This window comes from Deinococcus indicus (genome assembly GCF_002198095.1).
Lineage (GTDB): Bacteria > Deinococcota > Deinococci > Deinococcales > Deinococcaceae > Deinococcus > Deinococcus caeni.
The window spans coordinates 24,995-51,089 of sequence record NZ_NHMK01000003.1 but is presented as its reverse complement, the minus strand read 5'-3'; the positions used below and the strand labels follow the sequence as shown (position 1 = coordinate 51,089).

Genomic DNA, 26,095 nt, shown 5'->3' with positions numbered 1-26,095 from the left:
CGGACGCCGCCCCCCACGGGCGGCTTTTCCATGCACCACCGAGGAGGTGGCCTCCACTTGACCGCAGCGACCCGCACCGTCACGTACACCCTCGCCGCCCGCAGCACCGGCGTGGCCGGCCTGGAGCGATTCCAGCGGAGCCTGACCGACCTCCTGCGCGTGCAGGACCAGATCAAACGGAACGGCGACGTGCTGGGCAACCTGCGTGACAAGACCGCCACCGTCCGCCTGAGATTCGACACGGCCGCGCTTGACCAGGAGCTCCGGCGCCTGAGCAGCCGCACCGTGAACCTGAAGGTCAAGGTCGCGGACCAGGCGCAGGTGCAGAACGACGTCAACACCCTGCGGGCCCTGCTGGGCAGCATCGGCACGAACACCCAGTACGTGGTCACCGTGAACACCACGGCCCTCAGCGCCCTGAACAGCGACATCCACACCAACATCCTCGCCCTGCAATCCCTGATCAGCCAGCTGCGCGCGCTCGGCGCCGGCCCACGCCCCGGTCCTGGTCCTACTCCGCCCGGCGGTGGCGGAGCGGGCGGCAGCGGAGGGCTCAACCCGGCCACCCGCGCCGACCTCGCGGAACTGGAGCGCCTGAACAACCTCTGGACGCGAGGCCAGATCAACGCGGCCGACTACGCCCGTGAGCTGACCGCCGTGCAGACCCGCCTTCAGGCCGCAGCGGCCGCCGCTGGCGTCGGCACGCGCGAGTTCGCGCAGGCGGACGCCGGGATCACCCGCATCACCCGCAGCCTGCGCAGCATCAACACCGACACCCTGCAGCGAATCCGGACCGACGCCGGAGCCATGCGCGCCGCGTTCGACCAGGCCACCGCTGGCGTCGACCGCAACAGCGCCGCGTTCAACGCCGCGCAGGCCACGTACAGCGCCGCGTCCGCCACGATCATCGCGCGCCTCCAGGCCATCCGCTCCAGTAGCGAGCTCACCGTGCAGCAGCTCGGGCAGGTCAACCGCGAACTCCAGCGCCTGGCGCGCGAGGCGAACACCATCAACGGCAACATCAACCACGCTGGCCTCAGCGGCGGCGTCGTGAACAGCTTCAGTGCGCTGGGCGGGCAGTTCGGGATGATCGTCGCCCAGGGCGCCGCCATGGTCGCCATGTTCCGGTCCATCCAGGCGACCGCCGGACCCGCTGCGCTCGCCATGGCCGGGGTCGGCGCGGCCGGTCTCATGGCGGGCGGTGCGCTCGTCGCCCTGGGCGCCACCGGCATGGGCGAGATCAAGAAACTCCAGCAGGGCCTCAACATCCTCCAGGCCAACGGCGTCAAGGACCTTGGAGCCATTGAGGACAGCGTCAAGAGCCTCCAGGAGAAGCTCGGCCTCGTCGGAGAATCGTTCAGTCGCGGGGACCTGGTCAACAGCCTCGCTGACACCATCAAAGCGGGCGTCGACGCGGACTCCGCGCTGACACTGATGGCCAGCAGCAGCCGCCTTGCCGCCGCAGAACAGATCGGCCTGAACGACGCCAGCGGCCTGCTGTTGAAGAACATCCGCCAGTACAGCAAGGACATCGGCGAGGCCGCCCGCGTGGGCGATATGCTCGCGAAGTCCGGCAACCTCGCCGCCGGCACGGCCAACGACCTCAGCATCGGCCTGGGCATCGTCGGCGGCACCGGTTACCAGGCGAAAATCGAGATGTACGACCTGCTCGGCATGCTGGTCGAACTCGACAACAAGGGCATGTCCGCCGCCGACGTGGGCGCCAACGGCCTGCGCGCCGCGCTCTCCGCCCTGGCCGACATCACACTCAAGGGCCAGGGTGTTCTGAAAGGCCTCGGAATTGACATTGATGACGCCGCTGGGAAGGCCCGCCCGGCCGGTGACATCATGATCGACCTCGGCGTGAAGATGCGCGGCATGGGCATCGTGGTCGACAAGACCACCGGCACCCTCTCCGGAAACGGCGAGGCCCTGCGCACCGTCAGCAGTCTGATGGACAACCGCGCCGCGGCCGCCGTGATCAACCTGACCGGCGACTGGAAGAAGTACGGCGCGCAGGTCCAGGACAGCAACGGGTACCTGATCGAGTACAGCGAAACCATGCAGCAGGGCGTCGCGCCCGCCATGAATCGCGTGAAGAACGCGTTCGCAGAAGCCGGCGGCGAGTTCGTGAAGACCTTCGCGGACCCCCTGGCCAGCTTCCTGACGAACACCATGACCCCGCTGCTCAAGGATCTCGGAACCCTGTTCGAGAAGCTCCAGCAGATGAAAGAGACCGGGACCGTGAAACTCAGTGTCCTGTTCACCCCCGGAGACAACGCCACCGGGAACATCCTGAGCCTGCTCGGCATGCCCATCGCGGGCGGCATGGCTATAGGCCAGCAGATGAACGTGTCCGCGCTGCAGCAGTCCCTTCAGCGCGGCGGGCTGATCGAAACGCCGAACACGCCCGGCGGCGCCCTCGCCCAGCGAAAGGACATCGAGCGGAACTACGCGGAGTGGCTCAAGCTCGCTCTTGAGAACGACGCACGCTTCCAGGCTGGCATCAAGAATCCTACCGGACCCCTCGCGCCTGCGACAGGAACGCCCATCGCCACCGGCACCCTGGAGGGCTTGCGGAGCGACATTGTCGGACAGGCCCTCCTCGGTAAGACCGGCAACAACGTCGCGGACACCGTGGCCGGCTGGTGCGCCCGCTGGGTGAAGCTCACCTTGCAGAAGGCCGACCCGGCCGCCAGCAAGGAAATCGAGAAGCTGTTCGGCGGCGCGTCCGCCGACGTCGTCAAGAACAAGGCCATCGCGTCAGGCGTCCTGAACCGCGACATGAGCAAACTCAAACCCGGCGACGTCGTCATCTACGACGACAACCACATCGGGATCTACGTCGGGAAACAGAACGGCGTGGACATGGTGCGCGGCAACAACCAGTGGGGCGTGCAGAACGGTCGCGGCGTCGTCAGCACCGAGAAGATGAGCAGCCTCGGCACCGTCGCCGGGTTCGTCAGCGTCCCGCAGGTGCTGGGTACCGAGAAAGCCCCGGCCGGGGTCCCGCCGCCCGCTGCCGCGTACGCTGGCCTGACTGCCGCTCAGATCGCCCAGGCCCAGGCCCTGAATGCCGCCATCGACAAGGCCCAGAAGGCCCTCAACGCCGACCCCAAGAACGTCGCCCTGATCAAGGCCCTCGACAGCGCGAAGGAGAAAGCCAAGGACTGGGGCGAGAAGTCCGACACCAACGCCCGTGCCCTCACGGCCGTCAACGCCGCGCAGAGCACCCTAAAAAAAACCTCCGAGGACTACATCGTCACGCAGGCCGACCTGAACCGGCACGGCGCGCAGGCCCTGCGACTCCTCAAGGACCAGGAGGCCGCGCAGGCCAGCGGCAACGCGGCCCGCATCCTGGCGGCCGACAACGCCGTGAAGGCCTGGCAGGGCGAGAGCAAGGCCAAGGCGGGCGTGCTGCAGGTGGAAGGCGCCGCGTACCAGAGCCGCAAGCAGGCAGCCCAAGAGGCCGAACGTGACGCCGAACAGGCTGATCGCGACGCCGAGCGAGCTGCGGCGGAGGCCAAGCGCCGAGCGGAGGAACAGGCCGCGCTGCGCGCCCGGATCGCCAACGAACTCCGGCAGATGAGCATTCAGCAGGCCGCCGACGCGCTCGCCCGCACCCGCGAACTGAACCAGCAGGAACTCGCGGTGTTCAAGGGCACGAGCGCCCAGCGCCTGGCCCTGATCGAGCGGCAGGCGCGCGACGAGGAAGCCGCCCGGATCCGGGTGGCGGCCGCCACGCGCGACAAGGCCCTGGCCGACGCCCGCAACGGGGAAGCCCAGCTGCGGCCCGGACGGGAAGCCGCCGCGAACCGCGCCTACGATCAGGCTGTCCTCGAAGCGGGCGGCGCCCGCACCCAGACCACCACCCAGGCCCGCGAGAAGGAGGCGCAGGCCGTGCGGGACCTGCGCGGCCAGTACTCGCAGCTGGCGGACAGCATCCGTCAGCAGGCCGAGGCGGGCACGTTCGACGCCGAGGCTCGCCAGAAGGCCGTGAAGGAATTCAACGCGCTGGGCCGCGCCGCGAAAGTCGCCGGGCTGGACACCGACCAGTACATCACGGGCGCCCGTAAGAGCGTCTGGGGGCTGGTCGGCGCGGCCGAAGAGGCGACGTTCCGGATGGGGATGCTCACCAACGGGGGCGCGATCGTCGACCCCAACACCGGGGAGCTGCTGTACAAGACCGAGGAGGAGGTGCGCGGCATCGGCGTCGCCGCAGAGGACGCCGCCGACAGCTACTACGACCTGGGCGCCGCGATCGACGTGGTCGGGCAGTTCAGCCGCTCCGAACTCGCCGACCTGATCCAGCAGTCCGGCCTAGCGGCCGACGAGGCCGAACGCCTCCAGGCGGCGTGGGACGCCATCTACGACAGCATCGACACCGGCCCGCAACTGCCGGACAACCTGCAGGGGCGGGGCGTGCCGGACGTGGCGTCCCTGGATCCGGACGACCCGGCCACCGGGAACCTCACGGACGCCGAGGCGCAGTCCCTGCGGGACCGCATGGACGCCCTGAACCTCGCGGAAGTGCAGGCCATCCTCGACGAACTTGACCCCAGCGGAACCGGCGAGACGCCGCTAGTGAAGTTGATGCGCGAGTACCTGAACGACCAGGCGAACGCCATCACGGACGGGCTGCTGGCCAGCGGCGCGATGAGCCAACGCCAGGGCATCGACGCCGACGGGAACGCCACCACCACCGAGGCGTTCCCCACCGACGCGGAAGTCCGCGGCATCGGCGTGCCCGCCGAGGACGCCGCCGAAAGTTACTTCGACCTGGAGAACGCCATTCAGAACGTCCTGACCCTCCCGTGGGACGAACTGAACGCCCTGCTGACCGCCAGCGGACTCGAACCGGACCAGATCCAGGCCATCACGGCCGGGTGGCGTGAATTCCATCAGGCGGGGCAGGAAATCGCCGCGATGGACGAAGCGCGCACGCCGGCCGTGGAGACCCTCACCGCCCTGATGGACGGGTTCGCGGCCGGAGAGATGGGCATGGACGGGTTCCGCGCTGGTCTGGCAGCAGTCCGCGCCGAGCTGCAGGTGCTGGCCGACGCGGGAGACGAGACGGCCAAACGACTGCTCTCCCTCGTGGATGACACCGTGAAGGGCACCCGTGACCTGGAGGACGCCGTGGCCGACGGTGCGGCCCAGGGGCTGGAGCAGCGGCGCGCCCAGCGCCTGATCAGCGAACGCCAGTACATCAACGAACGCGAACGCCTCACGGTGGAAGGGGCGCAGCGGACCTTCGAACGTGAGATCGAAGGTCTCGTCGAAGGCACTCCCGCGTACAGGGCCGCGCAGCAACGCCTGGAGAACGCCCGCACCCAGGCCGCCGCCGACGGGGTCGCCAGTCGCGAGCAGTTGCAGCAGCAGGAACTCCAGTCCCTGAACGGCTACATCAACAAGGCCGGCGCCATCCTTGGGAAGTTCACCGAGGGGGACGACGGCAACGTCATCGGGTACCTCGTGAAGAACGCGCAGCTGGGCGTCGAGGCGTTCGGGCAGTTCCTCGCCGGCGACTTCGTCGGGATGGCCATGACCACAGTCGAATGGCTGATGAACATCGGGGACGCGTTCGAGAATCTCAGCCCCGACATGAAGGCCTGGAAGAAGGACCTCGCCGAAGTCGCCAAGCTGCAACGCGAGGCGGCCGGGCAGGCCAAGTACAACGGGTGGCTGGAGAACCCGTACTACAAGGACCTGCAGGCGGACGCGAACGCGCGGGACCAGATGGCGAACAGCAAGTGGTACCAGCGGGCGTGGTGGGGGATCACGGGCGGCGGGCCGAAGATGCTGGACGAAGCGACCGCGAAATTCAAGATCAAGGCCGCCACGATCTTCGATCAGCTTGGCAGCGAGCTGGGGAACACCTTCGAATCCAGCCTCCTGGAAGGGTTCGACATGGGGGACTTCAGCAAGGTCAGCGAGAAGATCGAGCGGGGCCTGAACCAGTTCGCGGCCCGCCTCGTGATCCAGGGCATCCTGGCGCAGAGCAAGGTCGCGGCCCTCAGCAAGGCCTACGCGGAAGCGCGGGCTCGAGGGGAATCCGGCGACAGCGAGATGGCGGACCTGCGCGCCGAAATCAAGGCCGTGACCGGAACCGCCCAGGACGCCCTCAGCGGACTCGAGGGGTACGGCGCCGGAGCGGAGGACGGCGGCACCGCCGCCAATGCCGCCAGCAGCCCCGTCACCGGCGCGACGTTCATCGTGGCGAACAGCAGCAAGATCGACCTGTTCGACGCCACCGTCACCCGCATCGACGCCATGTACATGCGGCACGAGGTGATCCTGACCAGGCACGGCGAGGTCCTGACCCGACACATCGACGCGCTCGAACGCCTGATGCGCGACGGCATCCCCCTGATCGACAGCAGCGGCAACTACCGAGGAGCCTTCCGATGATCCAACGATTCCTGCTGGCGCTGCTGGCCGTCATCCTGGCGGCCTGCGCGCCGCACCCCACCCCGCCCGCCGGTCACGACTGGCAGGTCACACCTACCCAGGAGGCCGTCACCATGTGGAGATTCCGATTCGGCCACCCGGCCACCAGCGCCCCCCTCGACACCATCACCGCCACGCAGGCGCAGGTGGCCAGCGCGGGACTCACCATCACGCTCGACGAGTGGGGAGGATGCAAGGACGTCACCTGGCAGGGCCTCACCGGCCCGGACCGCGACCGCGCTCGCGTCTGGGTCGACGTGGCCGACACGGCGACCCCAGGAGACTGGCGCACCGTGTTCAGCGGCACCCTGACCCGGCGCCCCGACGAACTCAACGGGCAGTGGGAAGCGGTGGGCGACAAGTACCTCCGACTCAAAGAGATCCCGGTCACGCGCGTGAACTACATCAACTTCGGCACTGAGATCAGCGAGCAGATGCGCGGAGTGATCGACGACGCGCGCGCCGACCTGCCACACCTCACCTACACCGCAACCAGCCTGCCGGACTCGGGGGTGCTGGGGCAGCGGCAGCACAACGGGGAGAGTGTCGCGGCCGCACTCGACGGCCTCCTGGCCCTGAAAAGCGGATGGGGCTGGACCGTCCGCGCGGACGACCGCGTGTGGATCGGGCCACCGCCATCAAACGTCGTTACGGTGAACGCCGCCATGACCGGCGTGCGCATCCAGTTGAAGGAGGTCGTCAGCGAGGGGCTGCTGACCGCCGTCCGGTGGATCTGGCGACTGCCAGGCGACCCCCGCGACCCGTCCCGCATCGCGCCCCGCGAGATCGTGTACGAGAGCCAGCACCCGCGCATCGCGGAACTGGGCCGCAGCAGCGTCACGCGGTACATCGATCAACGGAGCGCTCCCAGTGTCGTGCAGGTGCTCGGCGGGACATACACGCTCACGCCTCCAGGCGGGACGGCCACCCCGCTGAGCGAGAGCGAAATTACTAAACTGCGCGACTCGGCCACCACTGGCGGCGTACCGCTGAACGGCAGCCACCTGACGTACACGACCGCCATGGACGCGGACTGGCTGGAATGGGCGGGAGTCATCTCCGCGCCCGGCACGCTGCAGATGGACTTCTACGACCTGGATGACACCTACCTGGGGAACGACTTCCTGGGCGGCGGCGACACCGTGATCCGCACCAACTACTGGCAGGAACTGGTCGTCAGTGCCGGATACCGGCGTTTCGACCTGTGGAACATCTCGGGCGACACTGCCGGGACTGCGACGGAGCTGATTGCCAAGCGCCTGGACCGGGAGTTGCTTGACGCCAGCGCAGAACAGCTCTACAGGGTGCCCAGCCAGCACGTGGGGATCGCCAGCGTGTCGGGCATCCAGGATCAACCCGGCACGCTGACCGTCCAGCGCCCCGGCCGCGCGGACATCACGGAGAAGGTCGTGGGGGTCCGGTACCTGATCCGCGAGCCGATGCGAACGGAGTACATGATCGGCCAGCCGGACGAATCGTATGACGCTCAGGTGCTGAAGGTCGTGGTGGACCGCCAGGACCAGCAGGCGGTCTCGCAGGCCGTGAACACGCGAGGTCCGATGTGACGTTCGAAGTCCGCACCGACAACGCCGGGTGGGGGGAGCGGCTGCCGGCGGTGGTGGATTACGACCAGCCGACCTGGTCGAGCGACCTGACGCAGGACCGCACGCCGTACGGGCTGAGCTGGGTGGACGGCCTGGGCAGCCCGAAGGAAACCCGGTTGACGTTGCGCGTGTACATCAGCGCCGTCACGGTCCGCGCCTGCGACCGCGAGAGCGGACGCGTCCTGAGTCTGCTGCGGGCCGCCACGGGCTTCCGGGACCGGCGGCGCCACCCGGAGCGGTACCTGATCACGCAGGGCCTGATCGGGGAGCCGCGCGTGCAGGACTACCGGGGCGGCACCACGCGCCTCCTGACCGTCACCCTCGCCCTGCGCGACCCCTACTGGCACCTCGTTGACGACGACGACAGCACTGACCTGTACCCCATCTGAGGAGATCCATGACCCAACCCAGCACCCCGACGCTCACTCCCGTGGTGGGCGTCCCGGCCACGATCACGAACCTCGCCACGCTGCGCGGACAGGCGACCTTCGACGGCCCCTACCTGGGCGGCCCCGTCGGCGCGGGCATCGGCAGCATCCCCTTCGAGTGGGACACCGCCAGCAGCGGCTGGAAGAACTCGAACACAGACGGACCGCTGGAACTGCCCCTGGCGCGCGGCGACGTGCTCGCCGCCGCGAAGCCGCAGGGCTGGCTGTACATCGACCTGACCTGGACGGACGAGGCAGGGCGCCGCCAGAGCGAGCAGCTGCGCTTCCGGCCCGCTGCTGGCGAAGATGGGACGCTCGATCTGACCCGCGATCAGGATCCGGAGGCGTACACCACGACCGCCAGTCTGCAGGCCCTGACCGCCGACGCAGAGCAGGCAGCGGCCGCGGCGAACACCGCCGCTGGACGGGTGAACGACGCCATTCTGGATCTGTCGGCGGAGCGCCAGGCGGTGGCCGATATCATCGCTGATACCGCGCAGCAGCAGGAGGCGAATGACGCCCGGCAGGATGTGAACGACACGACGGCGGCTGCCACGGAAGCGCGGCTCGCTCCGTTTCGTGGGGTGACGTACCCGTCCGGCGTGTTCATCGGCGGCGTTGAGGTCATCGCGGCGTGGCTCGACAGCGCCGGGCGGCCTCTCGTGTGGTGGGATGCGGCCGGTGGGATGCACGCCAATGATCTCGCCGGGATCACCCTCACGCTTTCGCAGGCGCTGAGCCTCGCCGCTGCGACGATCACCACGCTCAGCACGACGGGCCTGCGCGTCCCAGCCACTCCGGATGTGCTGTACCTGAATGGCGCTCAGATTGCCGCGCCTCTCGTGCAGGATCAGACAGGCCGGGTGCTGCTGGCCCTCAGCACGGACGGCGCACTGATCGCCCCAGGGGGAGTGGTTGCGCCAAACGTCGGGAACACGCTGTTGCCCGGTGGGTACACGCTCGACAGCGATGGGCGGGCGCGAGTGAACGGCGTCCGGAACGTACCCCTGGCGGACGTGGTGGTAGACGGCGACAGCCTCGGCACGTCCTCGCTGGCCGCAGAGATCGCCACCGCCACAGGCCGCACCTGCGCCGGGTACGGCATCGGCGGGCAGACCAGTACAGAGATCGCAGCGCGGCTGGGCGCGGCGAACGTCTGGTTCACCGTGAATGGAGGCTCACTGCCCGCCACGGTCACCGCTGCGCCCATCACCCTGCTGCGCGGGCCGTCGCTGTTGATCTCCCGCGCGGGCCTGGGCACGCCGGTCAGCCGCGCCGGGTGGCTGGGCGGGGTGTACGGCACGCTGAGCGCCACCACCACGAGTCCCAGCGCGGGCATCTACACCGTCGCCTACACGTTCACGCGCAGCGTAGCGGCAGGCGGCGCCACGACCATGAACAGCAATGGTGACCTGTGGGTGCCGGACCTGACCCCCTACCGGGACAAACTCGTGCTCATCAGCATGGGCCGGAACAACTACACCGACCCGACGACGGTCCGGGCCGACGTGGACGCCGTGACGCTGCAACTCCGGGGCGTGGCGGGCCGGGTCTACCTCCTGAGTATTCCGAACGGCGATTACGCCCAGGAGCACAAGACCGACGCCCCGAACACCATGTACGTCAACATCCTCGCCCTGAACGACTACCTGGGCAGCCGCTACCGCCTGATCGACTGGCGCAGCGCCCTGGCCGCCAACACCACGGACGACCTGATCCCCGCCAGTCTGCGCGGTGACCAGCTGCACCCGAACGCCGCTGGACGGCAGGCCGAGGCGCAGGTCATCAAAACCCGATTCACACAGGACGGTGTATAGCCCATGCCCCAGAGCAGTGTCATCACGATTGACGGTCTGACCATCAACAATCCCAGCCTGCCGTTCGCTGAACGTGACGCCCTGATCGTGCCGGGCGTCGTCAGTCTCTACGACGTCCGCAACGCCGCGTGCTGGACGCCCGGCGCACCGAGTGCCAGCAAAAACACCCTGAATAACCTCGTGCGGGCCAGTCAGACCGCTGCGCCCACGGCGACGATCATCACGCCGACCACCATGACCGAAACGACCACACCCGTGCGCGGCCTGGTGCTGCCTGGACAGACGGTGGCGAACCCGGTCGGGTACATCGATCAGGGGCAACCGGCGGCGCTCACAGGGCCGAACCTGAAGATCATCTGGCTGACCGTGGTGAGTCTCCCGACGAACAGCGGCGCGGCCATCTGGGCGCGGGCGGGCAGCAGCAACACGGGCAGCAACAGTCAGTTCCTGCTGGCCGTGGCGAACAAGACGACGCAGGTGTTCAGCTGGAAACTCTGGAACAGTGCGGATACGGCTATCACGGAGGTCGTGGACCCGACTGCGTTCGTGCTGGGGATGCCCGTGCAACTCGCCATGAGCACGGCGGTCAGCGGAGCGGACACCGTGGTCACCCTGTACCGCAACGGCGTGAGCATCAAGACCCAGACCATCACGGGCACGACGGCGCTATTCAACAGCACCCGGAACAACGCCATTGGGGCGTTCACGGGTGGTGCGAACGGCACGGGGTTCGCCACGAACCTCCGGTACTACCGCAGCCTCCAGGAGGACCTGATCCTGAGCGGTCGCACCCCTGCCACTGTTGTGGCGAGCGACTGGGCGAACAACCGCGCCGCGTTCGGGCTGTAGTTAATGAAGGTCCAGCTGCGTCATGTGAGGCAACGCGGCCGCCAGAACCCTCCTACGGTGCCTGTATGGCCCGCCTTCTCCCCGTCCTGACCCTGCTGCTCGCCTCCTGCGCGGGCAGCGTCACCCCTGCGCCTGCACCTGTTTCCGCCCCCGTACCCACTCCTGCCCCTGTGCCCGTCGTCGCGCCCAGCCCGATCTGGATGATCGGGGACAGCCTGACCATCGGCGCGGGCGCAACCAGCGAGGCCACCCGGATCTACACGCACGTGCGGACGCTCACCGGACGGACGGTCGTGGTGGACGCTCAGGGCGGCACGACCAGCACCGCCATTGCGGCCCGCGTGGGCGCGCTGCCCGTCACGGTCGCGGCCCCTGGCGGCCTCCCGCAGAGCGGCAGCGTGGAGGTTATCCCGTCCGTCCGCCTGCTCGACGGGGCGGGCAACGACCGCCGCCTGACGGTCACGGTGGGCGGGGTGACTGGGACGCTCGTGCACAGCAACCACAACCCGGACGGCAGCCTGAACGCTGCGCAGCCGTACGTGTTCCAGCGGGCCGCCGCCGGCGCGGCAATCAACCCAGGCGTGTACCCGCTGGCCGTACCGCTGGGGGAGCGTCCTACGCACACGACGATCATCTGGGCGGGCCGGAACAATTACGCGCAGACGGACACGGTCGTGCAGGATGTGCGGGCCATCGTCGCCACGCTGAAAACGCCGAGGTACATCGTGCTGAGCGTGCTGAACGGACGCGGCGAGGTGCGTGGTACGAATGCGCACGCGGCGATCCAGCGGACGAACGTCGCTCTGGCCTCAGCATTCGGGGAGCGGTTCGTGGATGTCCGCGCCGCGCTGGTGGGAACCGCAGCGGACGATACGGTGCCGGAGGCACTGCGGTTCGACGGCATCCACCTGAACGATGCCGGGCAGCTCCTGGCCGCACAGACTGTGGTGGGAGCCCTGAAACGGCTGAACTACTGACGCCACACAGAATCAGGCCCGGTATCAGGCCCAGAACACGAAGGAAAGGGGGAGCCGTGCGGCTCCCTCTGGTCGTCAACTGCCCTTGCGTTTCAGGGTCAGTTCGACACCCAGCTCGTCGAGGATGTCCGGCCAGATGCCGGCGGGCTTCCCCCGGTCGAGCAGGGTGCGGCTGAGGCTCTTCTCGTTCACGCCGAGTTTCTCGGCAAGGGCGCGCTGGGAGAGGCCTTTCTCCTTCATCAGGCGCTTGATCTCGGCTCGAATCTCGTCGGTCATTCCTCTCAAGGTAGCCCTCCAGTTGGTGTTCTCCCGAAGTGGTGGACGTCATGGCGGCGCGGGAGCCTGGACGTCCGGGTGTCTCCCGTGCACGCCTTGACAAAGATTCAACCGAAATGGTGGAATCAAGACAAGCCGTCCGGCCCACAGTTCACGCTGGGGTCGCCTTCCCGTCCCGCCCGCAGGCCCTGCGGCGGGCCTTTCCTCTGGAGGTCCACCCATGATCAAGCGCATCCTGTCCGCCGCCGCACTCGCCCTGGGCCTCGCTGGTTGCAGCGTGACCGCCCCGCCCCGCGACAACGCCCAGTGGACCACCGAAGTGCACGGGGTCGCCATCACCTGGCGCTGGACGGAACCGGGCGCCCTTGGCGGGCCGGTGTATGACGCAGACGGACGCTACCGAGCTCCCAGTGGGCACGCGCATGCGCTGCCGGGCGGCACGAGCTGCGTGGTGGACATCGATCCAACTGCGGTCCGGTCGGAACTGGCGCGGATGGCAGCGCACGAGGCCGGGCACTGCCTGCAGGCCCGGTACCTCCGGGTGTTCGCGGATCCTCGAAGTGATGACGCTTACACGCACCAGTTGCTCGAACGCTGGCCTGAAGGGTACGCCCAGGCGTACCTGCGGGCCTGCGGGGAGAGCCTGCGCGCCCTGGGCTGGAAAGACCCGACTCCTTCGAGATGCGCTGCCCCGCCCCACCCGAACGACATCCCCTTCAGCCTCTGAACACACGAACCGCCTGAGTAGTCCGGTACCCCCGCCGCTGCGCGGGGGTTCTTCATTCCTCGCGCTGCCCCTGACCGGCGCGAGGTTCACGGCCGTCAGGAGCAGCGGACAGGGCACCAACAGCAGCGGACAGGGGATCGCGCCCCCTGTCCTGCCTCGAATCATGCGCTCCACGCGGCAAAAAAGCTGCCAGGAGAGACCAGATGTTGTGTAGACAGCACGTAGGAGGTGTTGGATGGCCGCTGAACTGATCGGTTTGCAGGCCGCCACCACCATCGGCTGCGGCCTCAGCGCCGCGTTTCTTCACTGGGCCGGGGTTGTTACCCGCGCCCGCCGCGTCCCGCCCGGCAAGCTCTTCGCGGAGATGGTCGCCACGTTCGTCGTCGGCGCCGGCGTCGAGCGGGGCCTGGACTGGGTGTCGCAGGGCGCGCTGGACGTGATGAGCAAGGCCATCGGCGCGTGCATCGTCGGCTTCGCGTACGGCCCGACCGGGCTCCTGCTCGCCGCGCGGTACGGCGTGCAGAAGTACATCCCCGACGCGCCCCCGCCGGCCCCGCTGGACCCGCCGGACCCGTCCGCGCCGCCCGGAGGTGACGGTCGTGCTTGACCTGCTGATCGCGCTGTACATCGCCGCAGTGGACCTGAACCGCTGGATCATCGGGCCGCCCGTCATTCTCGCGAGCGTCACGGTCGTCATGACCGGCGTGAGCGTCATCACGGCCCGCCGCCTGCGCCACCACCCCGCCCCCGGCATCCGCTGGGGCTCACTGGCGCTCGCGGCCGCCCTGTTACTGCAACTGCCCGCCCGGACCGCCGATCCGAGCGCGTTCGGTCGGGTGGTCGGCGCGGTCGCCGTCACGTGGCTGCTGCTGGCCCTCGCCATCCGCTGGCGCAAAGGAGACCCTCATGACTGACAGCCCCTGGCACGCCGCACTCGTCGACACCACCCGAGCCCTGGACGCCCTCATGAACACGCCGTTGATCGCCGATCCGGAGTGGTCGTACCTGGCGGTGAGCATCTACCGGGTGCTGATCATCGCGCTGCTGGCCATGCTCGCCCAGCGGATCGTGGCGGTCGTCCTGGAAGCCCGGCGCACGCACCCGCCCCTCACCATCCTGGCGCTGCTGGAGTACGGCGGCCTGGAACGTTGGCGGCCAGCCGTGATCAGCGCCGTGGCGGGGGTCGCGCTGCTGATCATCTGTCTCGGCGGGCAGATCCTGGCGGGGCAGGTGGCCGGGAGTCCCCTGGGGCACCTGACGCTGTACCTGCTGGTCATCTACGCCGGACTGGCGGCCCTGTGCCTCGGCATCGGCCGGGGTTGCAGCCTCCTGCAGGAGGTGATCCGCGTGCAGTCCAGGGTGCAGCAGCGGACCGCGTGATCGGCCGGACCGTCCTGGCCGGAGTGGCCCTCGCCGTCAGCGGCGGCCTGATCGCCCAGCGGCTCCCGACGCCAGCGACGTACTGCGCGGCGACCGTCGAGCGCACCGCGACCCTCGGCATCGTCGAACGGCTCGCCATCCGCCCCGCCGTGGACTGCCCGGCCCGGGGCGTGGTCCGCGCGCGCAAACGCAGCGTCCTGAACGCCGAGGGGCCGTACCAGCCGATCTACCCGCTGCGAGGCGCGTGGGAGATCCCGAGCGGCGGCGTCCGCAACGAATGGGTGGGCCGCAGCTGGTCCGTCGAGTACTGGAACGGGCGGGCCTGGGTGCCCGCCGGGAGGTTGAAATGATCACTGCAAGACAGCTCCAAACCATCCGGCCCGGGACAGCGCCCGCTGATGCGGAACTGGCCGCCCGCGTCCTGAGCGCCGCGGCGCAGGAGTACGGCATCACGACCCGCCTGCGCCTCGCAGCGTGGCTGGCCAATATCGCGCACGAGTGCGGCTTCCGGAACGTCCGGGAGAGCGTGTATTACACAGATCCGGCCCGACTGGCCGCGATTTTTCGCACGGCCTTCCGGGGCAGCGCGGCAGCTGCGCGGCCGTACGTCCGGAACGAGGTGGCCTGCGCGAACCGCGTGTACGCGAACCGCCTGGGCAACGGCAACGAGGCCAGCGGCGACGGCTGGGCATTCAGGGGCGCCGGGTACATCCAACTGACGGGCCGGGCGCTGTTCGAGTCGTACAGTCCGGCCGGAGTGGATCTCTCGCGCCAGCCGGAGCGCATCAACGACGCCCTGGTGAGCGCCCGAACTGCGGCGAACTACTGGGTGAAACGTGGATGCAACGGCCCGGCGGACGCAGGGGACATCAACGAGACGCGGCGCATGGTGAACGGCCCGGCCATGTTGGGCATCAAGGAGGTCCGCGTCTACTACCGCCGGGCCCTGGCGGCCCTGCCGGACACGCCCGCCCCGGCAGCCCCTGCCCCTGCCCCTGCCCCGGATCCCGCGCCTGGGCAGCGGCGCGTGCTGCTGAGCCAGGGTGGGCAGCCATGGGAGGACATCAGTGGCGCCCGCGTGGAAATCAAGAACGCGAAGACGGTCGTCATCAACGCGACCGAAGAGGACGGTGACGTATGGATCAGGATTTGAACGCACAACTGACGCAGGCGGGCATTCCGCCGGAACTCGTGACGGCCGTGATCGCGTACCTCGCGCCGCGCCTGGTCGGCCCGCTGACCGCCGTCGCTAAACGCTGGCTGAAGACGACCGGCCCCAGTACGCGCATGGTCGCCAAGATCCTGACCGTCCTGGTGGTCGTCGCGCTGGGCTTCGCGACCGGCGCGTACACCCTGGATCTGCGCGGCGTCGGGAACGCGGTCGTGGCTGCTGCGCTGGCGTACCTGAAGGCGACGGGTGATTACGAGCGGGACGTGAACGTGCAGGTCAAAGCCACCCGGAAGTCCGGCGCTGATGCTCCCACGGACGCCGCGCCGACCGTGACCATCGAGCGCGGCGCGTGAGCCTCCGCCAGTTGCTCACGGCGCTGCTGCTGATCGCCCAGGCGGCCGGGTGTGATGTGGACCGCCCGCTGTTCGACGTGCCCGCCCAGGTCGCGGCAGGGGCAGCGTGAAACTGCGCCGCTGGGGGGATCGGGCCGGGGAGCGTGAGGGCCTGACGTTCTGGTGCCCGGGCTGCCAGGGGCCGCATGCGGTCACGACGCGCGGGCCGGGTGCCTGGACCTTCAACGGGGACCTGGATGCGCCGGTGTTCAGCCCCTCGGTCCTGGTGCAGGCCGAGTACCCGGATGGGCGGCGGGTCTGCCATTCGTTCGTTGGGATGGGTGGCGCGCCGGCGGGGCACATCGTGTTCCTGTCCGACTGCACGCACGCCCTGGCCGGTCAGACCGTGCCGCTTCCGGACTGGCCGGGCACCTGACCGTATTGCGCCTTTGTGGCGTTCGCCTTCCGTCGTCATCAATCCCGCATCAATCCCGCGTGGCTGCGCCCGCTCCAGCACGCGTGGGGTTTGTGCTTCCAACATCCGACATCCAACAATCGAGGCCCCACCCGCTCCCAGCTTCGGCCGGGGCGGGTGGGGCCTTTCGTCGTTTCAGGCCTCCTCAGTCGGCCGCCTCGTCGTCTTCGTCCGGCGTCGCGGGCGCGTCGTCTTCCGGAGGCTCGGGGGCGTCCCAGGCGTCCAGGGCATCGCTGAGCTTGGTGCTGCTGAGTTTGGCATAGATCTCAGTACTGCTGATCGACGAGTGCCGCAGGTGACGGGACACCACGTAGATGTCACCCGTCTGAGCCAGCAGCATGGTCGCCGCCGCATGCCGCAGCCCGTGCACCTGCCTCCGGGCGTACTGCACGCCGGCCAGACTGCACAGGGCCCGCAACAACACCCGGATCGTCTTCGGGTCCTGCCACGGCAGCACGTGCCCCTCCCGCTCCCCTGCCGGCACGGCGGACAGCGCCGCGTGAAGGGGGCCGCTGAGGTGCACCCGCGCCGTTTTCCTTCCCTTGCCGGTCACGACCATGACCTTCTTCGCGAGGTCCACGGCGTCCCACGTGAGGCTGGTCATCTCCGACATCCGCAGCGCCGCGTGGCTGCCCAGCAGGATCATGCGCTGCTCCTCCGGCGTGGCCACCGCCAGCAGCGCCGCGATGTCCTCCCGTGAGTAGGCCTCGCGTTTCGCCCAGCGGTCCTCGCGGTCCGCCACGCGCGGCGTGTCCGCAAACGGATCCGCCAACAGCACGCCCGCCCAGCGGAGTGCCCGGTACAGGGCGCGGGCGGCTGACCGGCGGGCGTTGATGGTGCCGGGGGTCAGGCCGGTGCGCTCCAGCGCCCGCAGGTACCCGATCGTCAGGTCCGTGTCGTGGTCCGTCATCCTCTGCCATCCGAGCGGCAACGCGAACGCCAGGAAGGCAGCCACGCCGGTCCGGTACCCGCGCACGGTGTGCTGGCTGGTGTGACTGCCACCGCGTCCGTACAGCAGCAGGTTGTGATGCGTCGCACTCCACAGCACGTCGATGTCCCCGTCCTCCAGGGCCTGCAGGACCAGGCGCCGGCGGGCCGCCTTGTCCAGGGAGTCCCATTCGATGTCCACTTCCACCCACACGTGCGGGGCGGGCGCCACGAACTCGGCGGGCGGTGAGGTGGGCTTGTCCTTGTTCTTCAGATTGCGGTTCTTCTTGTCCTTCTTTTTCACAGCGGATTTCCTCCGCCGCTCTCCACCCGGCCGGCAGGCCGGGCCTCACGGGTTTGGAGGAGGGGTTTTTCGCAGCCGCCGAGTTGACGGCCGCTCTACTGTGCGGCATGTCGGAGGAGGGCACCCGGAAAGAGCAGAACGAGCAGGCAGTACTCGGCGCTCTGCGGGACTGCGTGGCCCTGACGAGCCGCCGCATCACGGCGACCTACGGCCCCCGAGTCAACTGGGGAGGCCTGCTCACACGTGGTGCGATCCGTGAGGTGCGGACCACGTACGGCCCGGTCCTGACCCTGACGGACTCCGAACTCCAGCGTGCAGGGATCCAGTACCGGCTGCGCGGACCGGCCTCCCTGGCGGACCGGGCGTACATGATGGACGCCGTGCAGCTTCTACAGAAACTCGGGTACGAGTGGGTCGAGTGGAACTACAAGGCATATCGCGACCAGGGCCTGACCGGTCACATCACCAGCGCCTACATGCGTGTGCCCGAGGAGGAGTACTGGCCCCTGCAGAACCGGTACACCGGCAACCGGCGTACTCGGGAGGACGGAACCCGTTTGGAAATGCTGGGGGAGCCGCGCCTGTACGCCCGTTGCTCAGGCGGCGGCATCAAGGTGACCGAGGCGCGCGGGTTGCTCAAGTTGCACGGCACGCACATCGCCGGCTACTGGCACTCCCCGCTCCTGCTTGTCGTGCCTGAGGAGACCGCTGCCCTGCGCGCCTACGTGCGACGGGTCAACGAGGATGCTCGGGATCGGCGCCAGCGCGGGAACTGCCCCGACGCCCCCTTCCACCCAGTGATCACGGTGTTCACGTTGCCCCTGCCGTCACTCGTCCGCCGACCCGGCCAGGTCAATGTGGATTAGGCTCGACTTGTTGAGGCGGCGGCGCGGCGCGTACGGATCCCGGTCGGCGGTGTGCACATTCACGTACAGCACGATCGCCTGCTGCACCTGCCGGAGTTCTCGTGCGCGGTGCAGTTCACGGATGCGCCGCGCGACTTTCTCCACGCGGCCGTGCACGCTGGTCGCCCAGACCAGCGTGCCGTACCCGTCCTGAGCCGCAGCGATTAGTTTCTGGTCCCTGCGCTTGGGTGAGTACCCGGTGTCAACCTCCACCGACCAGTCGTGGCCGCCCCCTGCCGGTAACCGGAACTGCGCGTCCGGCCAGACGCCCGAGCGCCCCCGCAGGTCCAGGTACTCGAAACTCGGATGGGGGACTGGGAGCGCACTCTCTCCAATCAGCCGGACGTGCGTTTCGGCCAGCAGTGAGTGATGTAGCAACTCGCGGGGCGGTTGCCTCAACCAGCGCTCGTCAGCCGCGACGAACGTGACGCCGGTCAGGCTGCTGGCCTGATCCGATTGCGTCCGGACATCCAGGTCGACGCGCGGCAGCCGCAGCGTGTCCGCCGCGCGCATCAACTCCAGCCGCTCCAGCTGCACGGTCGTCACCACCCGGTGATGCCGAAAGAGCGTCCGCGTCTGGGCCCGCTGCGCTGCTGGGTGGAACTGCTGGGCGCTGTCCATGCCGCATCATGGCCTCCGGCATCCGAAAATGCTGTGAAGAACCCGCGCCGCTCGTGCAGGGCGAGGGCAATCCGGTTGGGGGCGGCGCGGCTCGGAATGGGTGTGATGAGTTTTTTGTATGGCGAAAAACTCATCGCTTTGCAAGTTGGACGGTCTGTCAAGCTACGTCCAGCCTGGAATCAGACACCAACCCACTCGTTAGACATACGCGTGAAAGTTCACAGCAGAATGACGTCTGTTCGACTATCGTCAGGCATGTTGAAGTCGGAACTTGCGCGAGAATTGGGACTCGACGCCAGCGTAATGTCTAAAAAATGCAGAGAGTACTTCGCCGCGTCAGGCAAGCCAGACGAGCGTGTGCTCAGCGCCGAGACGGTTGAGCATCTGAGAAAAGCGGCGCGGTTCATGGAAAACCACTCGGCGAAAAATTGGCGGGAAGCGATCAGTCGCGCCCTTGGCCAGTACACCGATCCGGTTCCGTCCAAGAGCGTTCGGGACATCACGCAACGCCTGGACCGACTGGAAGCCAACCTGTCGAAGGTGGCCGGGGAAGTTGAGTGGATCGCCGTGTACCTGCGGAAGCGCGCCGAGCAGCAGGGCGGGCCGCGCGTTCAGGCGCAGGGGTCGCAGGTCGTGCCGCCCGTTCCTGGCAACGATTCCCGAACGGACTAACTTTGCGGTTCTGGCGGTCTCTGCTGGTCTGCATGATTCGGCAGGGACCGTTCACTTGCGCTGTCGCAGGCTCTGATGCTGCCTGGATGCCCTCTTCCGTCTGGGCGGGATGCGGGATGTTGGTCGGGCAGATCGGTCCGGAATTTCAAAGTGATCGTGCGCGGCCTGGTCTATCAATCGCGCGGATGGCGCATGAACCTGCCTGGGCGACAGCGACGGGCATCCGCGTGCTGTCGGCAGGAAGGCCAGACAGGCCGGATGCGCCTGGGCCTATCCTGGCCGGCATGACCATGACCTTCCAGCCCGGCCGTCCGCTTCCTGCCGACCCGCAGACCACTCAGGAGCGCACGCTGTACCACGCGCTCCGTTCGACCGGCGCCCTGGCCACCATGACCCGTGAGGGCGGGACGTGGCAGTGGCGGCAGCTGCACGGGGAGACCGTGGAAGCGTACGGGACCGGCGGGTGGAGTGACCTGCAGAAGTGGCTGGCTCAGTCCTGAACAGATGGGCCTGCTGACACGAGGTGGACATGGGGCGCGGCCTCTGCGCGTCAGAGGTCGCCCTGCGCTTCCGGCTGACCCTGGAGCGACTTCCAGCAGCGCCGGACGAGAAACGCGAGTAGCCTGCGGGTATGACTCACAGCGTGGAACAGTTGCAGGTTTGGCCCTTGGCAGTCCGGTATTGGGGCATGGCGCTGCTCCTGCTGGCCGCGCTGGCGTGGGGCACGGTGACAGCCGGTCCGCCCTGTTACGGCTGCGCGCCGGTGGCGCTGGTCGATCCCTGCGCGGGTTGCTGAGTAGGGCGAGCTGCAGGCGTGGGGGCCACTGCCGGCGGAGCTGTTCACGGCCTGAGCCCTCACGCCACTAGGATATATATTTTGTTATGCTCGGCGCATGACGGACGGCGACACCACCCCCAGCCCGGCCCCCGCCCCGAAAGTCGGCGGGCGACCCAACATCCTGAAGAACGGCCGCAGCCGCAACCCCTACGCCGACCCGGACCTCTGGAACGAGGTACCCAGCCCGAAGAGCCCGTTCGTCCGCGACGCGCTCGCCGCGTACCTCCTCGACCCGGAACCCGACCTCGCCCGCCCGCGTGATGGGAGCGGCCGGTACCGGACCGGCGAGACGGCCCCGCCCACCCAGGTCGGCGTGTACATCGAAGACGCCCAGTGGACGGCGCTGGGCGCGCTGCCCGGTACGCGCACCGCGCACTTCAACGCTGCCCTGCGCCGCGCCCTGGCGGCCCGCTGATGCCGCTGCTGGAAGTCGGGCAGCGCTACCACCCGAACGTCTCGGTCTGGCCTGAAGGCCTGCACGTGTTCGGCCTGAGCGCCCAGCGGATGGAAGTCATGGTCGCGCTGGGCGGCGTCACGGACGCGGAAGCTGCCGCGTTCCGGGATACCACCCGTCCCTTCGAGGTGGGGCTGGCCAGTCACGGCAGCGTCGTGATCCTGCTGGCCAGGATGCCGGGCGTGATGGACTGGAGTGACGCACCGTACGACGCGCGGCTGATGCCGGCCGACGAACGGGGCCTGCCCGTGATCGGGCACACCCTGATCCAGTGGCTGCTGGTGGACGCGAAAACCGGCATCCTGCGCGGCATTCGGAGCGCGACCGTCACGCCGCAGTTCACGGCGCAGCTGCACGAACTCCTGGAAGGTCAGGCAGCCCGGCCGTTCCGCCGCGCCACGTACGACGCGGACGTCGCCGCGTACCAGCAGCGGTTCACGGCGCAGGCCCTGGTGCGCCGCGCATGGATCACCGAGCAGGCCGGCATCACGGTGCCCGTCACGGAGTCCATGCGGGAAGCGCAGGCGGATATCGCGGACACCCTGGGGCTGCATGACCTGATCGCTGACGAGCGCATCCGCGAGGTGGTGGCCGAGGCGATCGGGCGGGGCGAAGCCCACCTCGAGGAGCGGGACGGGGAGGCGTGGTACGTCGATCCAGGATTCGGGCCGGACGTGCCAGTGCGCCTGCTGGGGTACGACGAGGACCTGGGCATGGTGGACCGCCGGCAGTTCCCGGAGAAACCGAAGGCATGAGCGGCAGGCGGGAAGAACCGCTTGAATATCTCCATAATGATATATATCCTACTGGTTAGGAGGCCCACCCCATGACCCGATCCCAGCCCGTTCCCGGTGAAGTCATCACGGCCCAGTACAAGGGCGTCTGCACCCGCACCGGCCAGCCCTACCCTGCCGGCACCCGCATCGCCCGCGACGAATTCGGCTACTACCGCGCCGACGTCCCCAACCCCGGCGGCGACATCCGCCTCTCCGGCGGCAGCGGGTACGACTGCGACGGCTGGAGGATCGGTGAGGTCGTCTGGCACGAACCCTGGAACGCCGAAACCCAGACCCGCGATCCCGGCCACGCGCTGGTCATCACCCGCGCCAGCCGCCGCTACATCCGCCAGGACGGCCTGAGCTTCGGCGTGGGTGACGACAACGGCTACCTGTACTCGGCCCTGGCCCGCCGCGCCACGCCCGAGGAGGCCGCACCCCTCATCGCCCGCCGTGAAGCCAGCCTCCATGCCCTGGAGCGCCGGCGGCGCCACGACGAGGGCCTGCGCCAGCTGTTCCAGGCAGCCCAGGCGGACGGCGAGATTCCGGGCGGGCACCACCGCCTGATCGAGGGCCGTCGCCTGAAGATCGGTGCGGGCTTCACCATCTACGGTGGCGGCGAGGAGCTGCACGTCGAGCCGGGCGCCCAGGTCGTGTGGCACCTGCGGAACAACGGCATGGACGGCGACTTCTGGGGTGCGAACAACGTGGCCACGGGCGGCGCCGGGGCGATCGGTGTGCGCCTGCCGGTCACGCCGGAGCGCCGCGCCTTCCTGTCGGAGTTCTACACCGGCTGGGACAGCGCGCAGGCAGACGAGGACGAGGGCGACACGCTCTGATCGGTTGGGGGGCCGTGTGCCCCCTCTTGACTTGCTCCACTAGGATATATATCCTAGTGGCATGAAGGCAACGCTCCCCCCGGAAGCACAGGACCTGCTCGACCAGGCCAACGCCCTCTTCCCCAACCGGTACGAGGCCACCCAAGACGCCCACGGCCGCACCAGCATCCTCGACACCCACCGCCACCGCCCCGCCGGACTGCACGCCGACCCGATCAAAGCCGCCCAGAAGGCCCTCACCAGCGCCCGCCTCAGCGCCAAGAACGGCAACCGCGTCCACACCCACGGCCAGGAACCCCACCAGCTCAGCCTGCACGTCCCCCACGACGCCTGGACCCGCCTCCAGCAGGAAGCCGCCGACCACGGCCTCACCGTCCAGGAATGGGCCCTGCTGAAACTCACCCACCAGTAACCACGACCGGGGGCCACACCGGCCCCCACCCACCCCCCACGAGGTCCGACATGAACTCCCCCCTGAACCCCACGCCCGCCGAGTCCCACGCCGCCCTGACCGCCATCGCCGCCGCCCGCGCCCAGGCTCACGCCGACTACCAGAAGCTCCTCGCCGAACTCGACCGCGCCGAAGCCTTCCACCGCGCCCGCCTCGACGCCCCCACCGCCCGCGCTTCCTGAACCCCGCCCAGGGGGCCGCCCGGCCCCCACCCGCCCCCACAGGAGACCCGCCATGCCCCAGACCACCCGCCCCGCCCAGCAGCCCACCGGTCAGTTCGTCCGTCTCGCCCCCACCCTCGCCTACCGCGCCCTGACGGCCGGCGCTGCCGTTGCCGTCATTCACGGCAACTCCCGGCCCGGCCTGACCGAGCCAGTGCTGCGGTTCGCCGCCCTGCTGGACCGCTACGACACCCCCATCGGCTACCGCCTGCGCCTGATGCGTGGCGAGTCCCTGCTGGCCGAGCAGGACGTCCTGGACCGCCCCGCAGAGTACGTCGGGTGGTACCCCAACCGCGGGCGGGAGACTGGCGCCTACGTGCGCACCCCCGACCTCGACGGCCTGACGGCTGCCGCCCGCGATCTCACCCGCCGCGCCGGGAGCCGCGCGTGAGCACGGTCCGCATGCAGCGCGGCCCGATGACCTTCCAGTGGCGTCCGTGCGTGATCGGCAACTGGCAGCCCCGCCCCATGAACCGCGCCCGGAACGTCCCGCAGGTGCTCGACGTGACCGGCGTCCCGGACGGTGTCACCCCGGCCGACGTGATGCGCCGCATGGAAGCGACCGCGTGGAGCCCGGACACGATCACCCTGACCAGCGTGGCGTTCGAGGAACTGGGCCTGGGCCGCGCCGTGTGCGCCAGCCTGCGCCCCGGACAGGCGTCACTCAAAGACGCGTCGATTCCGGACACTGCGGGCGAGGTGACCCCATGAACCAGCCCACCGTCACGCCCCTCGGCACGAACCTCCAGCTGCGCGCCCTGCCCCTCGCCGGGACCGGCCACCTGTACGTCCACCTGCCCGAACTCAGCGGCACCGAGCCGTTCAGCCCCGTGAACGTTCAGGCCCTCGCCGTCCTGACGCCCGAGCAGGTCGCCGCGTTCGACCCGCACGACCCCCGCCGGCAGCGGGACACCGTGGAGATCCTGCGCCCCACGCCGCGCGGCCTGACACTCGTCGCCTACGCCCGGCCCGCCCAGCGCCCCGCCCGGCCGCTCGGGGATCTGGAGGAGGCCGTCACGCTCCTGACCTCCCTGCAGGGCCTCCTCCAGACCGGGAACGGCCCCAGCGAGGGCGCCCGGTTTCAGCACGCCGGCCCGCTGTACGCCCGGCTGCCCGCGCACCTGGACGCCGACCTGAGTGACGCGCCCGCCGACTACCGCGTGCGGCCGCTCGGCGATCAGGGCAACGGGGCGCCCTGCTGGCTGATCGGCGGCGTGGAGATCAGCGGGGCGGGCCAGGTGCGCTGGCAGATCGAGCTGCCTGGACCGGCGGTGGACGGGTGATCCGCATCCTGGATGGCCGGATTGAGCTGGCCCTGGGTGGGCGCGTGGCCACCCTGGCCAGCGGCGGCACACCCGGCGAGCAGCTGGTGGAAGCGGCGCTACAACTGGAGGACGTCGTGGGCGCGGCCAGTGAACTCGCGGATGAGGCGTACGACGGCGAGATGCCGACCGGCGACGCGAGCCCGCTGCGGATCGTCCGGCAGGACGGTCGGGGCAGCGTGTCACGCGGACAGGTGAGCGTCACGGTAACGTACCGGGGCCTGGTGCTCGGACGGGCCACGGGTGGCCGGGCAGGCGTGAACAGCGTGATGGTGCAGGCACTCGAACAGGCCGGCGCGAAGGCCGCCGAGCTGCTGGAAGAACTGAACCGGGAATAAATGCGTGTGGGCGGACCTCCGGGCGGGGTCCGCCTGTTTTCCTCTTATTTTGGTGGCATAAAATGCTCAAGTGGCGTAATATAGTGGCACAAATGATGAAGAAGAGAGGGCGACCGAGAAAAGAAGGGGTCAGGAAGCGCGTGCAGATGATCGTCAGCGCCGACCTCGCGGCATTCATCGATGCGATCGGCCCGGACGAACTGGGTCGCCTGATCGGCTGGGCCCGCCCCCGGTACGCGCTGCTGCCGGTCACGTCCGATGACGCGGCCGTGTCGGAGGGCGCCACGGTGCTGCGGCCCGCCTCCCCCGTCACCGTCGAGGTGGCCAGCGTGTGGCCCACCCAGGACGGCCGGGGCCTGCGCGCCCGCCTGCGCGAGAAGAACGAAGCGTTCCGCGCCGTGGTCCGCGCCGCCGGGTTCGAGTGGAACGAGCGGGAGTTCTGCTGGACCCGCACCCTGAACGTCCTGGAAGGCCCCGCGCAGCACCGCGTGGCGGAACTCGGCGCGGACCTGCTGCGCGCCGGGTTCATCGTGTCGGTCAGCAGCGCGACCATCGCGGACCTGATCGTGACGGGCCGCTGGATTCCCGCCACGAAACGCTGGATCCTGCCGCTGAAGTCCGGGGACGTACTGCTGCGCTGGGAGAAGGGCGGGGACGAGGTGTGGGAGGCCACCAAACACCTGCGCGGCGCCCACTGGGACACGGCCCTGCAGGGCACCGTGATCAGCGCTGCCCGGTACGCGGACGTCCGGGATTTCGCGGAGCGGTTCGCGTTCGCGGCGACGCCCGAGGCGGACGCGCTGCTGCTGGCCGCCGCCGAGGCGGAGCGCCGCCAGCTGCTGGTGCTGGACGTGCCGGAACCCCTCCAGCCCAAGCGCAAGCCCCGCGCGAAGAAACCCAGGGAGGTGAGCGTCCCCGATGACCTCCTGGCAGACTAGAAG

At 69.1% G+C, this 26,095-nt stretch carries 31 protein-coding genes; 28 read left to right on the top strand and 3 right to left on the bottom strand.

Features of this window, described 5'->3' with window-relative positions; all coding sequences use genetic code 11:
* Positions 1-57: 57 nt before the first annotated feature.
* The 6 genes from CBQ26_RS00550 to CBQ26_RS00525 all read left to right on the top strand — a co-directional run bounded on the left by CBQ26_RS00550 (position 58) and on the right by CBQ26_RS00525 (position 12,125).
* Complete coding sequence (locus tag CBQ26_RS00550) at positions 58-6,411, top strand: phage tail tape measure protein (RefSeq protein ID WP_088246674.1); 6,354 nt, start codon at positions 58-60, stop codon at positions 6,409-6,411.
* A complete protein-coding gene (locus CBQ26_RS00545; RefSeq protein ID WP_088246673.1) occupies positions 6,408-8,015 on the top strand; it encodes a hypothetical protein in 1,608 nt (535 codons plus the stop codon). The genes CBQ26_RS00550 and CBQ26_RS00545 overlap by 4 nt, the downstream gene beginning before the upstream one ends.
* Complete coding sequence (locus CBQ26_RS00540; RefSeq protein WP_088246672.1) at positions 8,012-8,443, top strand: hypothetical protein; 432 nt, start codon at positions 8,012-8,014, stop codon at positions 8,441-8,443. The genes CBQ26_RS00545 and CBQ26_RS00540 overlap by 4 nt, the downstream gene beginning before the upstream one ends.
* Before the next feature lie 8 nt (positions 8,444-8,451).
* Positions 8,452-10,299 carry an SGNH/GDSL hydrolase family protein gene (locus tag CBQ26_RS00535; protein ID WP_143341885.1) on the top strand — a complete coding sequence of 616 codons (1,848 nt, stop codon included), beginning with the start codon at positions 8,452-8,454 and terminating at the stop codon, positions 10,297-10,299.
* 3 nt (positions 10,300-10,302) lie between these two features.
* Complete coding sequence (locus tag CBQ26_RS00530) at positions 10,303-11,148, top strand: hypothetical protein (RefSeq protein ID WP_088246670.1); 846 nt, start codon at positions 10,303-10,305, stop codon at positions 11,146-11,148.
* Between the two features lie 65 nt (positions 11,149-11,213).
* Entirely contained in the window at positions 11,214-12,125 is a 912-nt protein-coding gene (locus CBQ26_RS00525) for an SGNH/GDSL hydrolase family protein (RefSeq protein ID WP_143341884.1), read from the top strand.
* Between the two features lie 75 nt (positions 12,126-12,200).
* Here the strand turns inward: CBQ26_RS00525 and CBQ26_RS00520 are convergent, their stop codons facing one another.
* The gene (locus tag CBQ26_RS00520; RefSeq protein WP_088246668.1) at positions 12,201-12,401 is read right to left on the bottom strand and encodes a helix-turn-helix domain-containing protein; all 201 of its coding nucleotides are present in this window, start codon (positions 12,399-12,401) and stop codon (positions 12,201-12,203) included.
* 220 nt (positions 12,402-12,621) lie between these two features.
* Between CBQ26_RS00520 and CBQ26_RS21660 the strand changes: the two genes are divergently transcribed.
* The 8 genes from CBQ26_RS21660 to CBQ26_RS00480 all read left to right on the top strand — a co-directional run bounded on the left by CBQ26_RS21660 (position 12,622) and on the right by CBQ26_RS00480 (position 16,447).
* Complete coding sequence (locus CBQ26_RS21660) at positions 12,622-13,128, top strand: hypothetical protein (protein ID WP_172417853.1); 507 nt, start codon at positions 12,622-12,624, stop codon at positions 13,126-13,128.
* A gap of 235 nt (positions 13,129-13,363) precedes the next feature.
* A complete protein-coding gene (locus CBQ26_RS00510) occupies positions 13,364-13,735 on the top strand; it encodes a hypothetical protein (protein ID WP_088246667.1) in 372 nt (123 codons plus the stop codon).
* Positions 13,728-14,042 (top strand): hypothetical protein, encoded by a 315-nt coding sequence (locus CBQ26_RS00505; protein ID WP_143341883.1) that lies wholly within the window; start codon positions 13,728-13,730, stop codon positions 14,040-14,042. The genes CBQ26_RS00510 and CBQ26_RS00505 overlap by 8 nt, the downstream gene beginning before the upstream one ends.
* Positions 14,035-14,508, top strand: a complete 474-nt coding sequence (locus tag CBQ26_RS00500; protein WP_088246665.1) for a hypothetical protein — start codon at positions 14,035-14,037, stop codon at positions 14,506-14,508. The genes CBQ26_RS00505 and CBQ26_RS00500 overlap by 8 nt, the downstream gene beginning before the upstream one ends.
* Positions 14,505-14,858 carry a hypothetical protein gene (locus tag CBQ26_RS00495; RefSeq protein ID WP_088246664.1) on the top strand — a complete coding sequence of 118 codons (354 nt, stop codon included), beginning with the start codon at positions 14,505-14,507 and terminating at the stop codon, positions 14,856-14,858. Before CBQ26_RS00500 ends, CBQ26_RS00495 begins: the two co-directional genes overlap by 4 nt.
* Entirely contained in the window at positions 14,855-15,661 is an 807-nt protein-coding gene (locus CBQ26_RS00490; protein WP_088246663.1) for a glycoside hydrolase family 19 protein, read from the top strand. Before CBQ26_RS00495 ends, CBQ26_RS00490 begins: the two co-directional genes overlap by 4 nt.
* Positions 15,658-16,032 carry a hypothetical protein gene (locus tag CBQ26_RS00485; protein WP_088246662.1) on the top strand — a complete coding sequence of 125 codons (375 nt, stop codon included), beginning with the start codon at positions 15,658-15,660 and terminating at the stop codon, positions 16,030-16,032. Before CBQ26_RS00490 ends, CBQ26_RS00485 begins: the two co-directional genes overlap by 4 nt.
* Positions 16,033-16,138: 106 nt before the next feature.
* Positions 16,139-16,447, top strand: a complete 309-nt coding sequence (locus tag CBQ26_RS00480; protein ID WP_088246661.1) for a ubiquitination-like system serine protease family protein — start codon at positions 16,139-16,141, stop codon at positions 16,445-16,447.
* A 184-nt stretch (positions 16,448-16,631) separates the two neighbouring features.
* On the opposite strand, the gene CBQ26_RS00475 is transcribed toward CBQ26_RS00480, so the two are convergent.
* Complete coding sequence (locus CBQ26_RS00475; RefSeq protein ID WP_088246660.1) at positions 16,632-17,717, bottom strand: tyrosine-type recombinase/integrase; 1,086 nt, start codon at positions 17,715-17,717, stop codon at positions 16,632-16,634.
* A gap of 107 nt (positions 17,718-17,824) precedes the next feature.
* Between CBQ26_RS00475 and CBQ26_RS00470 the strand changes: the two genes are divergently transcribed.
* Positions 17,825-18,583 (top strand): hypothetical protein, encoded by a 759-nt coding sequence (locus CBQ26_RS00470; protein ID WP_088246659.1) that lies wholly within the window; start codon positions 17,825-17,827, stop codon positions 18,581-18,583.
* Here CBQ26_RS00470 and CBQ26_RS00465 read toward each other — a convergent pair.
* Entirely contained in the window at positions 18,545-19,168 is a 624-nt protein-coding gene (locus tag CBQ26_RS00465; RefSeq protein WP_143341881.1) for a hypothetical protein, read from the bottom strand. The two genes, CBQ26_RS00470 and CBQ26_RS00465, sit on opposite strands and share 39 nt — an antisense overlap.
* Positions 19,169-19,498: 330 nt before the next feature.
* Here CBQ26_RS00465 and CBQ26_RS21135 point away from each other — a divergent pair, with 330 nt between their 5' ends.
* The 13 genes from CBQ26_RS21135 to CBQ26_RS00410 all read left to right on the top strand — a co-directional run bounded on the left by CBQ26_RS21135 (position 19,499) and on the right by CBQ26_RS00410 (position 26,092).
* On the top strand, positions 19,499-19,915 hold the full coding sequence (locus CBQ26_RS21135; protein WP_143341880.1) for a hypothetical protein: 417 nt from the start codon (positions 19,499-19,501) through the stop codon (positions 19,913-19,915).
* Between the two features lie 284 nt (positions 19,916-20,199).
* On the top strand, positions 20,200-20,415 hold the full coding sequence (locus CBQ26_RS00455) for a hypothetical protein (protein ID WP_088246656.1): 216 nt from the start codon (positions 20,200-20,202) through the stop codon (positions 20,413-20,415).
* A 131-nt stretch (positions 20,416-20,546) separates the two neighbouring features.
* Positions 20,547-20,711 carry a hypothetical protein gene (locus CBQ26_RS21655; RefSeq protein ID WP_172417852.1) on the top strand — a complete coding sequence of 55 codons (165 nt, stop codon included), beginning with the start codon at positions 20,547-20,549 and terminating at the stop codon, positions 20,709-20,711.
* A gap of 97 nt (positions 20,712-20,808) precedes the next feature.
* Entirely contained in the window at positions 20,809-21,168 is a 360-nt protein-coding gene (locus CBQ26_RS00450) for a hypothetical protein (RefSeq protein ID WP_088246655.1), read from the top strand.
* The gene (locus CBQ26_RS00445) at positions 21,168-21,962 is read left to right on the top strand and encodes a hypothetical protein (protein WP_088246654.1); all 795 of its coding nucleotides are present in this window, start codon (positions 21,168-21,170) and stop codon (positions 21,960-21,962) included. Before CBQ26_RS00450 ends, CBQ26_RS00445 begins: the two co-directional genes overlap by 1 nt.
* A 71-nt stretch (positions 21,963-22,033) precedes the next feature.
* Complete coding sequence (locus CBQ26_RS00440; RefSeq protein WP_088246653.1) at positions 22,034-22,822, top strand: hypothetical protein; 789 nt, start codon at positions 22,034-22,036, stop codon at positions 22,820-22,822.
* A 61-nt stretch (positions 22,823-22,883) separates the two neighbouring features.
* The gene (locus CBQ26_RS00435) at positions 22,884-23,234 is read left to right on the top strand and encodes a hypothetical protein (RefSeq protein WP_088246652.1); all 351 of its coding nucleotides are present in this window, start codon (positions 22,884-22,886) and stop codon (positions 23,232-23,234) included.
* A gap of 50 nt (positions 23,235-23,284) precedes the next feature.
* A complete protein-coding gene (locus CBQ26_RS21650; protein WP_172417851.1) occupies positions 23,285-23,455 on the top strand; it encodes a hypothetical protein in 171 nt (56 codons plus the stop codon).
* A gap of 52 nt (positions 23,456-23,507) precedes the next feature.
* Positions 23,508-23,885, top strand: a complete 378-nt coding sequence (locus tag CBQ26_RS00430; protein WP_088246651.1) for a hypothetical protein — start codon at positions 23,508-23,510, stop codon at positions 23,883-23,885.
* A complete protein-coding gene (locus CBQ26_RS00425; RefSeq protein ID WP_088246650.1) occupies positions 23,882-24,205 on the top strand; it encodes a hypothetical protein in 324 nt (107 codons plus the stop codon). The genes CBQ26_RS00430 and CBQ26_RS00425 overlap by 4 nt, the downstream gene beginning before the upstream one ends.
* Positions 24,202-24,777, top strand: coding sequence for a hypothetical protein (locus CBQ26_RS00420; protein WP_088246649.1), 576 nt, complete (start codon positions 24,202-24,204; stop codon positions 24,775-24,777). The genes CBQ26_RS00425 and CBQ26_RS00420 overlap by 4 nt, the downstream gene beginning before the upstream one ends.
* Positions 24,774-25,154: a hypothetical protein gene (locus tag CBQ26_RS00415; RefSeq protein ID WP_088246648.1), complete on the top strand. Its 381-nt coding sequence runs from the start codon at positions 24,774-24,776 to the stop codon at positions 25,152-25,154. The genes CBQ26_RS00420 and CBQ26_RS00415 overlap by 4 nt, the downstream gene beginning before the upstream one ends.
* A 92-nt stretch (positions 25,155-25,246) precedes the next feature.
* The gene (locus tag CBQ26_RS00410) at positions 25,247-26,092 is read left to right on the top strand and encodes a hypothetical protein (RefSeq protein ID WP_143341879.1); all 846 of its coding nucleotides are present in this window, start codon (positions 25,247-25,249) and stop codon (positions 26,090-26,092) included.
* Positions 26,093-26,095: the final 3 nt, after the last annotated feature.

Coding starts and splice junctions, on each gene's coding strand:
- CBQ26_RS00530 (WP_088246670.1), top strand. CDS start 10,303: ATGCCCCAGAGCAGTGTCATCACGATTGACGGTCTGACCATCAACAAT.
- CBQ26_RS21650 (WP_172417851.1), top strand. CDS start 23,285: ATGAACTCCCCCCTGAACCCCACGCCCGCCGAGTCCCACGCCGCCCTG.
- CBQ26_RS00535 (WP_143341885.1), top strand. CDS start 8,452: ATGACCCAACCCAGCACCCCGACGCTCACTCCCGTGGTGGGCGTCCCG.
- CBQ26_RS21660 (WP_172417853.1), top strand. CDS start 12,622: ATGATCAAGCGCATCCTGTCCGCCGCCGCACTCGCCCTGGGCCTCGCT.
- CBQ26_RS00410 (WP_143341879.1), top strand. CDS start 25,247: ATGATGAAGAAGAGAGGGCGACCGAGAAAAGAAGGGGTCAGGAAGCGC.
- CBQ26_RS00440 (WP_088246653.1), top strand. CDS start 22,034: ATGACCCGATCCCAGCCCGTTCCCGGTGAAGTCATCACGGCCCAGTAC.
- CBQ26_RS00455 (WP_088246656.1), top strand. CDS start 20,200: ATGACCATGACCTTCCAGCCCGGCCGTCCGCTTCCTGCCGACCCGCAG.
- CBQ26_RS00420 (WP_088246649.1), top strand. CDS start 24,202: ATGAACCAGCCCACCGTCACGCCCCTCGGCACGAACCTCCAGCTGCGC.
- CBQ26_RS00445 (WP_088246654.1), top strand. CDS start 21,168: ATGCCGCTGCTGGAAGTCGGGCAGCGCTACCACCCGAACGTCTCGGTC.
- CBQ26_RS00500 (WP_088246665.1), top strand. CDS start 14,035: ATGACTGACAGCCCCTGGCACGCCGCACTCGTCGACACCACCCGAGCC.
- CBQ26_RS00510 (WP_088246667.1), top strand. CDS start 13,364: ATGGCCGCTGAACTGATCGGTTTGCAGGCCGCCACCACCATCGGCTGC.
- CBQ26_RS21135 (WP_143341880.1), top strand. CDS start 19,499: ATGTTGAAGTCGGAACTTGCGCGAGAATTGGGACTCGACGCCAGCGTA.
- CBQ26_RS00545 (WP_088246673.1), top strand. CDS start 6,408: ATGATCCAACGATTCCTGCTGGCGCTGCTGGCCGTCATCCTGGCGGCC.
- CBQ26_RS00435 (WP_088246652.1), top strand. CDS start 22,884: ATGAAGGCAACGCTCCCCCCGGAAGCACAGGACCTGCTCGACCAGGCC.
- CBQ26_RS00520 (WP_088246668.1), bottom strand. CDS start 12,401: ATGACCGACGAGATTCGAGCCGAGATCAAGCGCCTGATGAAGGAGAAA.
- CBQ26_RS21655 (WP_172417852.1), top strand. CDS start 20,547: ATGACTCACAGCGTGGAACAGTTGCAGGTTTGGCCCTTGGCAGTCCGG.
- CBQ26_RS00450 (WP_088246655.1), top strand. CDS start 20,809: ATGACGGACGGCGACACCACCCCCAGCCCGGCCCCCGCCCCGAAAGTC.
- CBQ26_RS00430 (WP_088246651.1), top strand. CDS start 23,508: ATGCCCCAGACCACCCGCCCCGCCCAGCAGCCCACCGGTCAGTTCGTC.
- CBQ26_RS00470 (WP_088246659.1), top strand. CDS start 17,825: ATGTCGGAGGAGGGCACCCGGAAAGAGCAGAACGAGCAGGCAGTACTC.
- CBQ26_RS00525 (WP_143341884.1), top strand. CDS start 11,214: ATGGCCCGCCTTCTCCCCGTCCTGACCCTGCTGCTCGCCTCCTGCGCG.
- CBQ26_RS00490 (WP_088246663.1), top strand. CDS start 14,855: ATGATCACTGCAAGACAGCTCCAAACCATCCGGCCCGGGACAGCGCCC.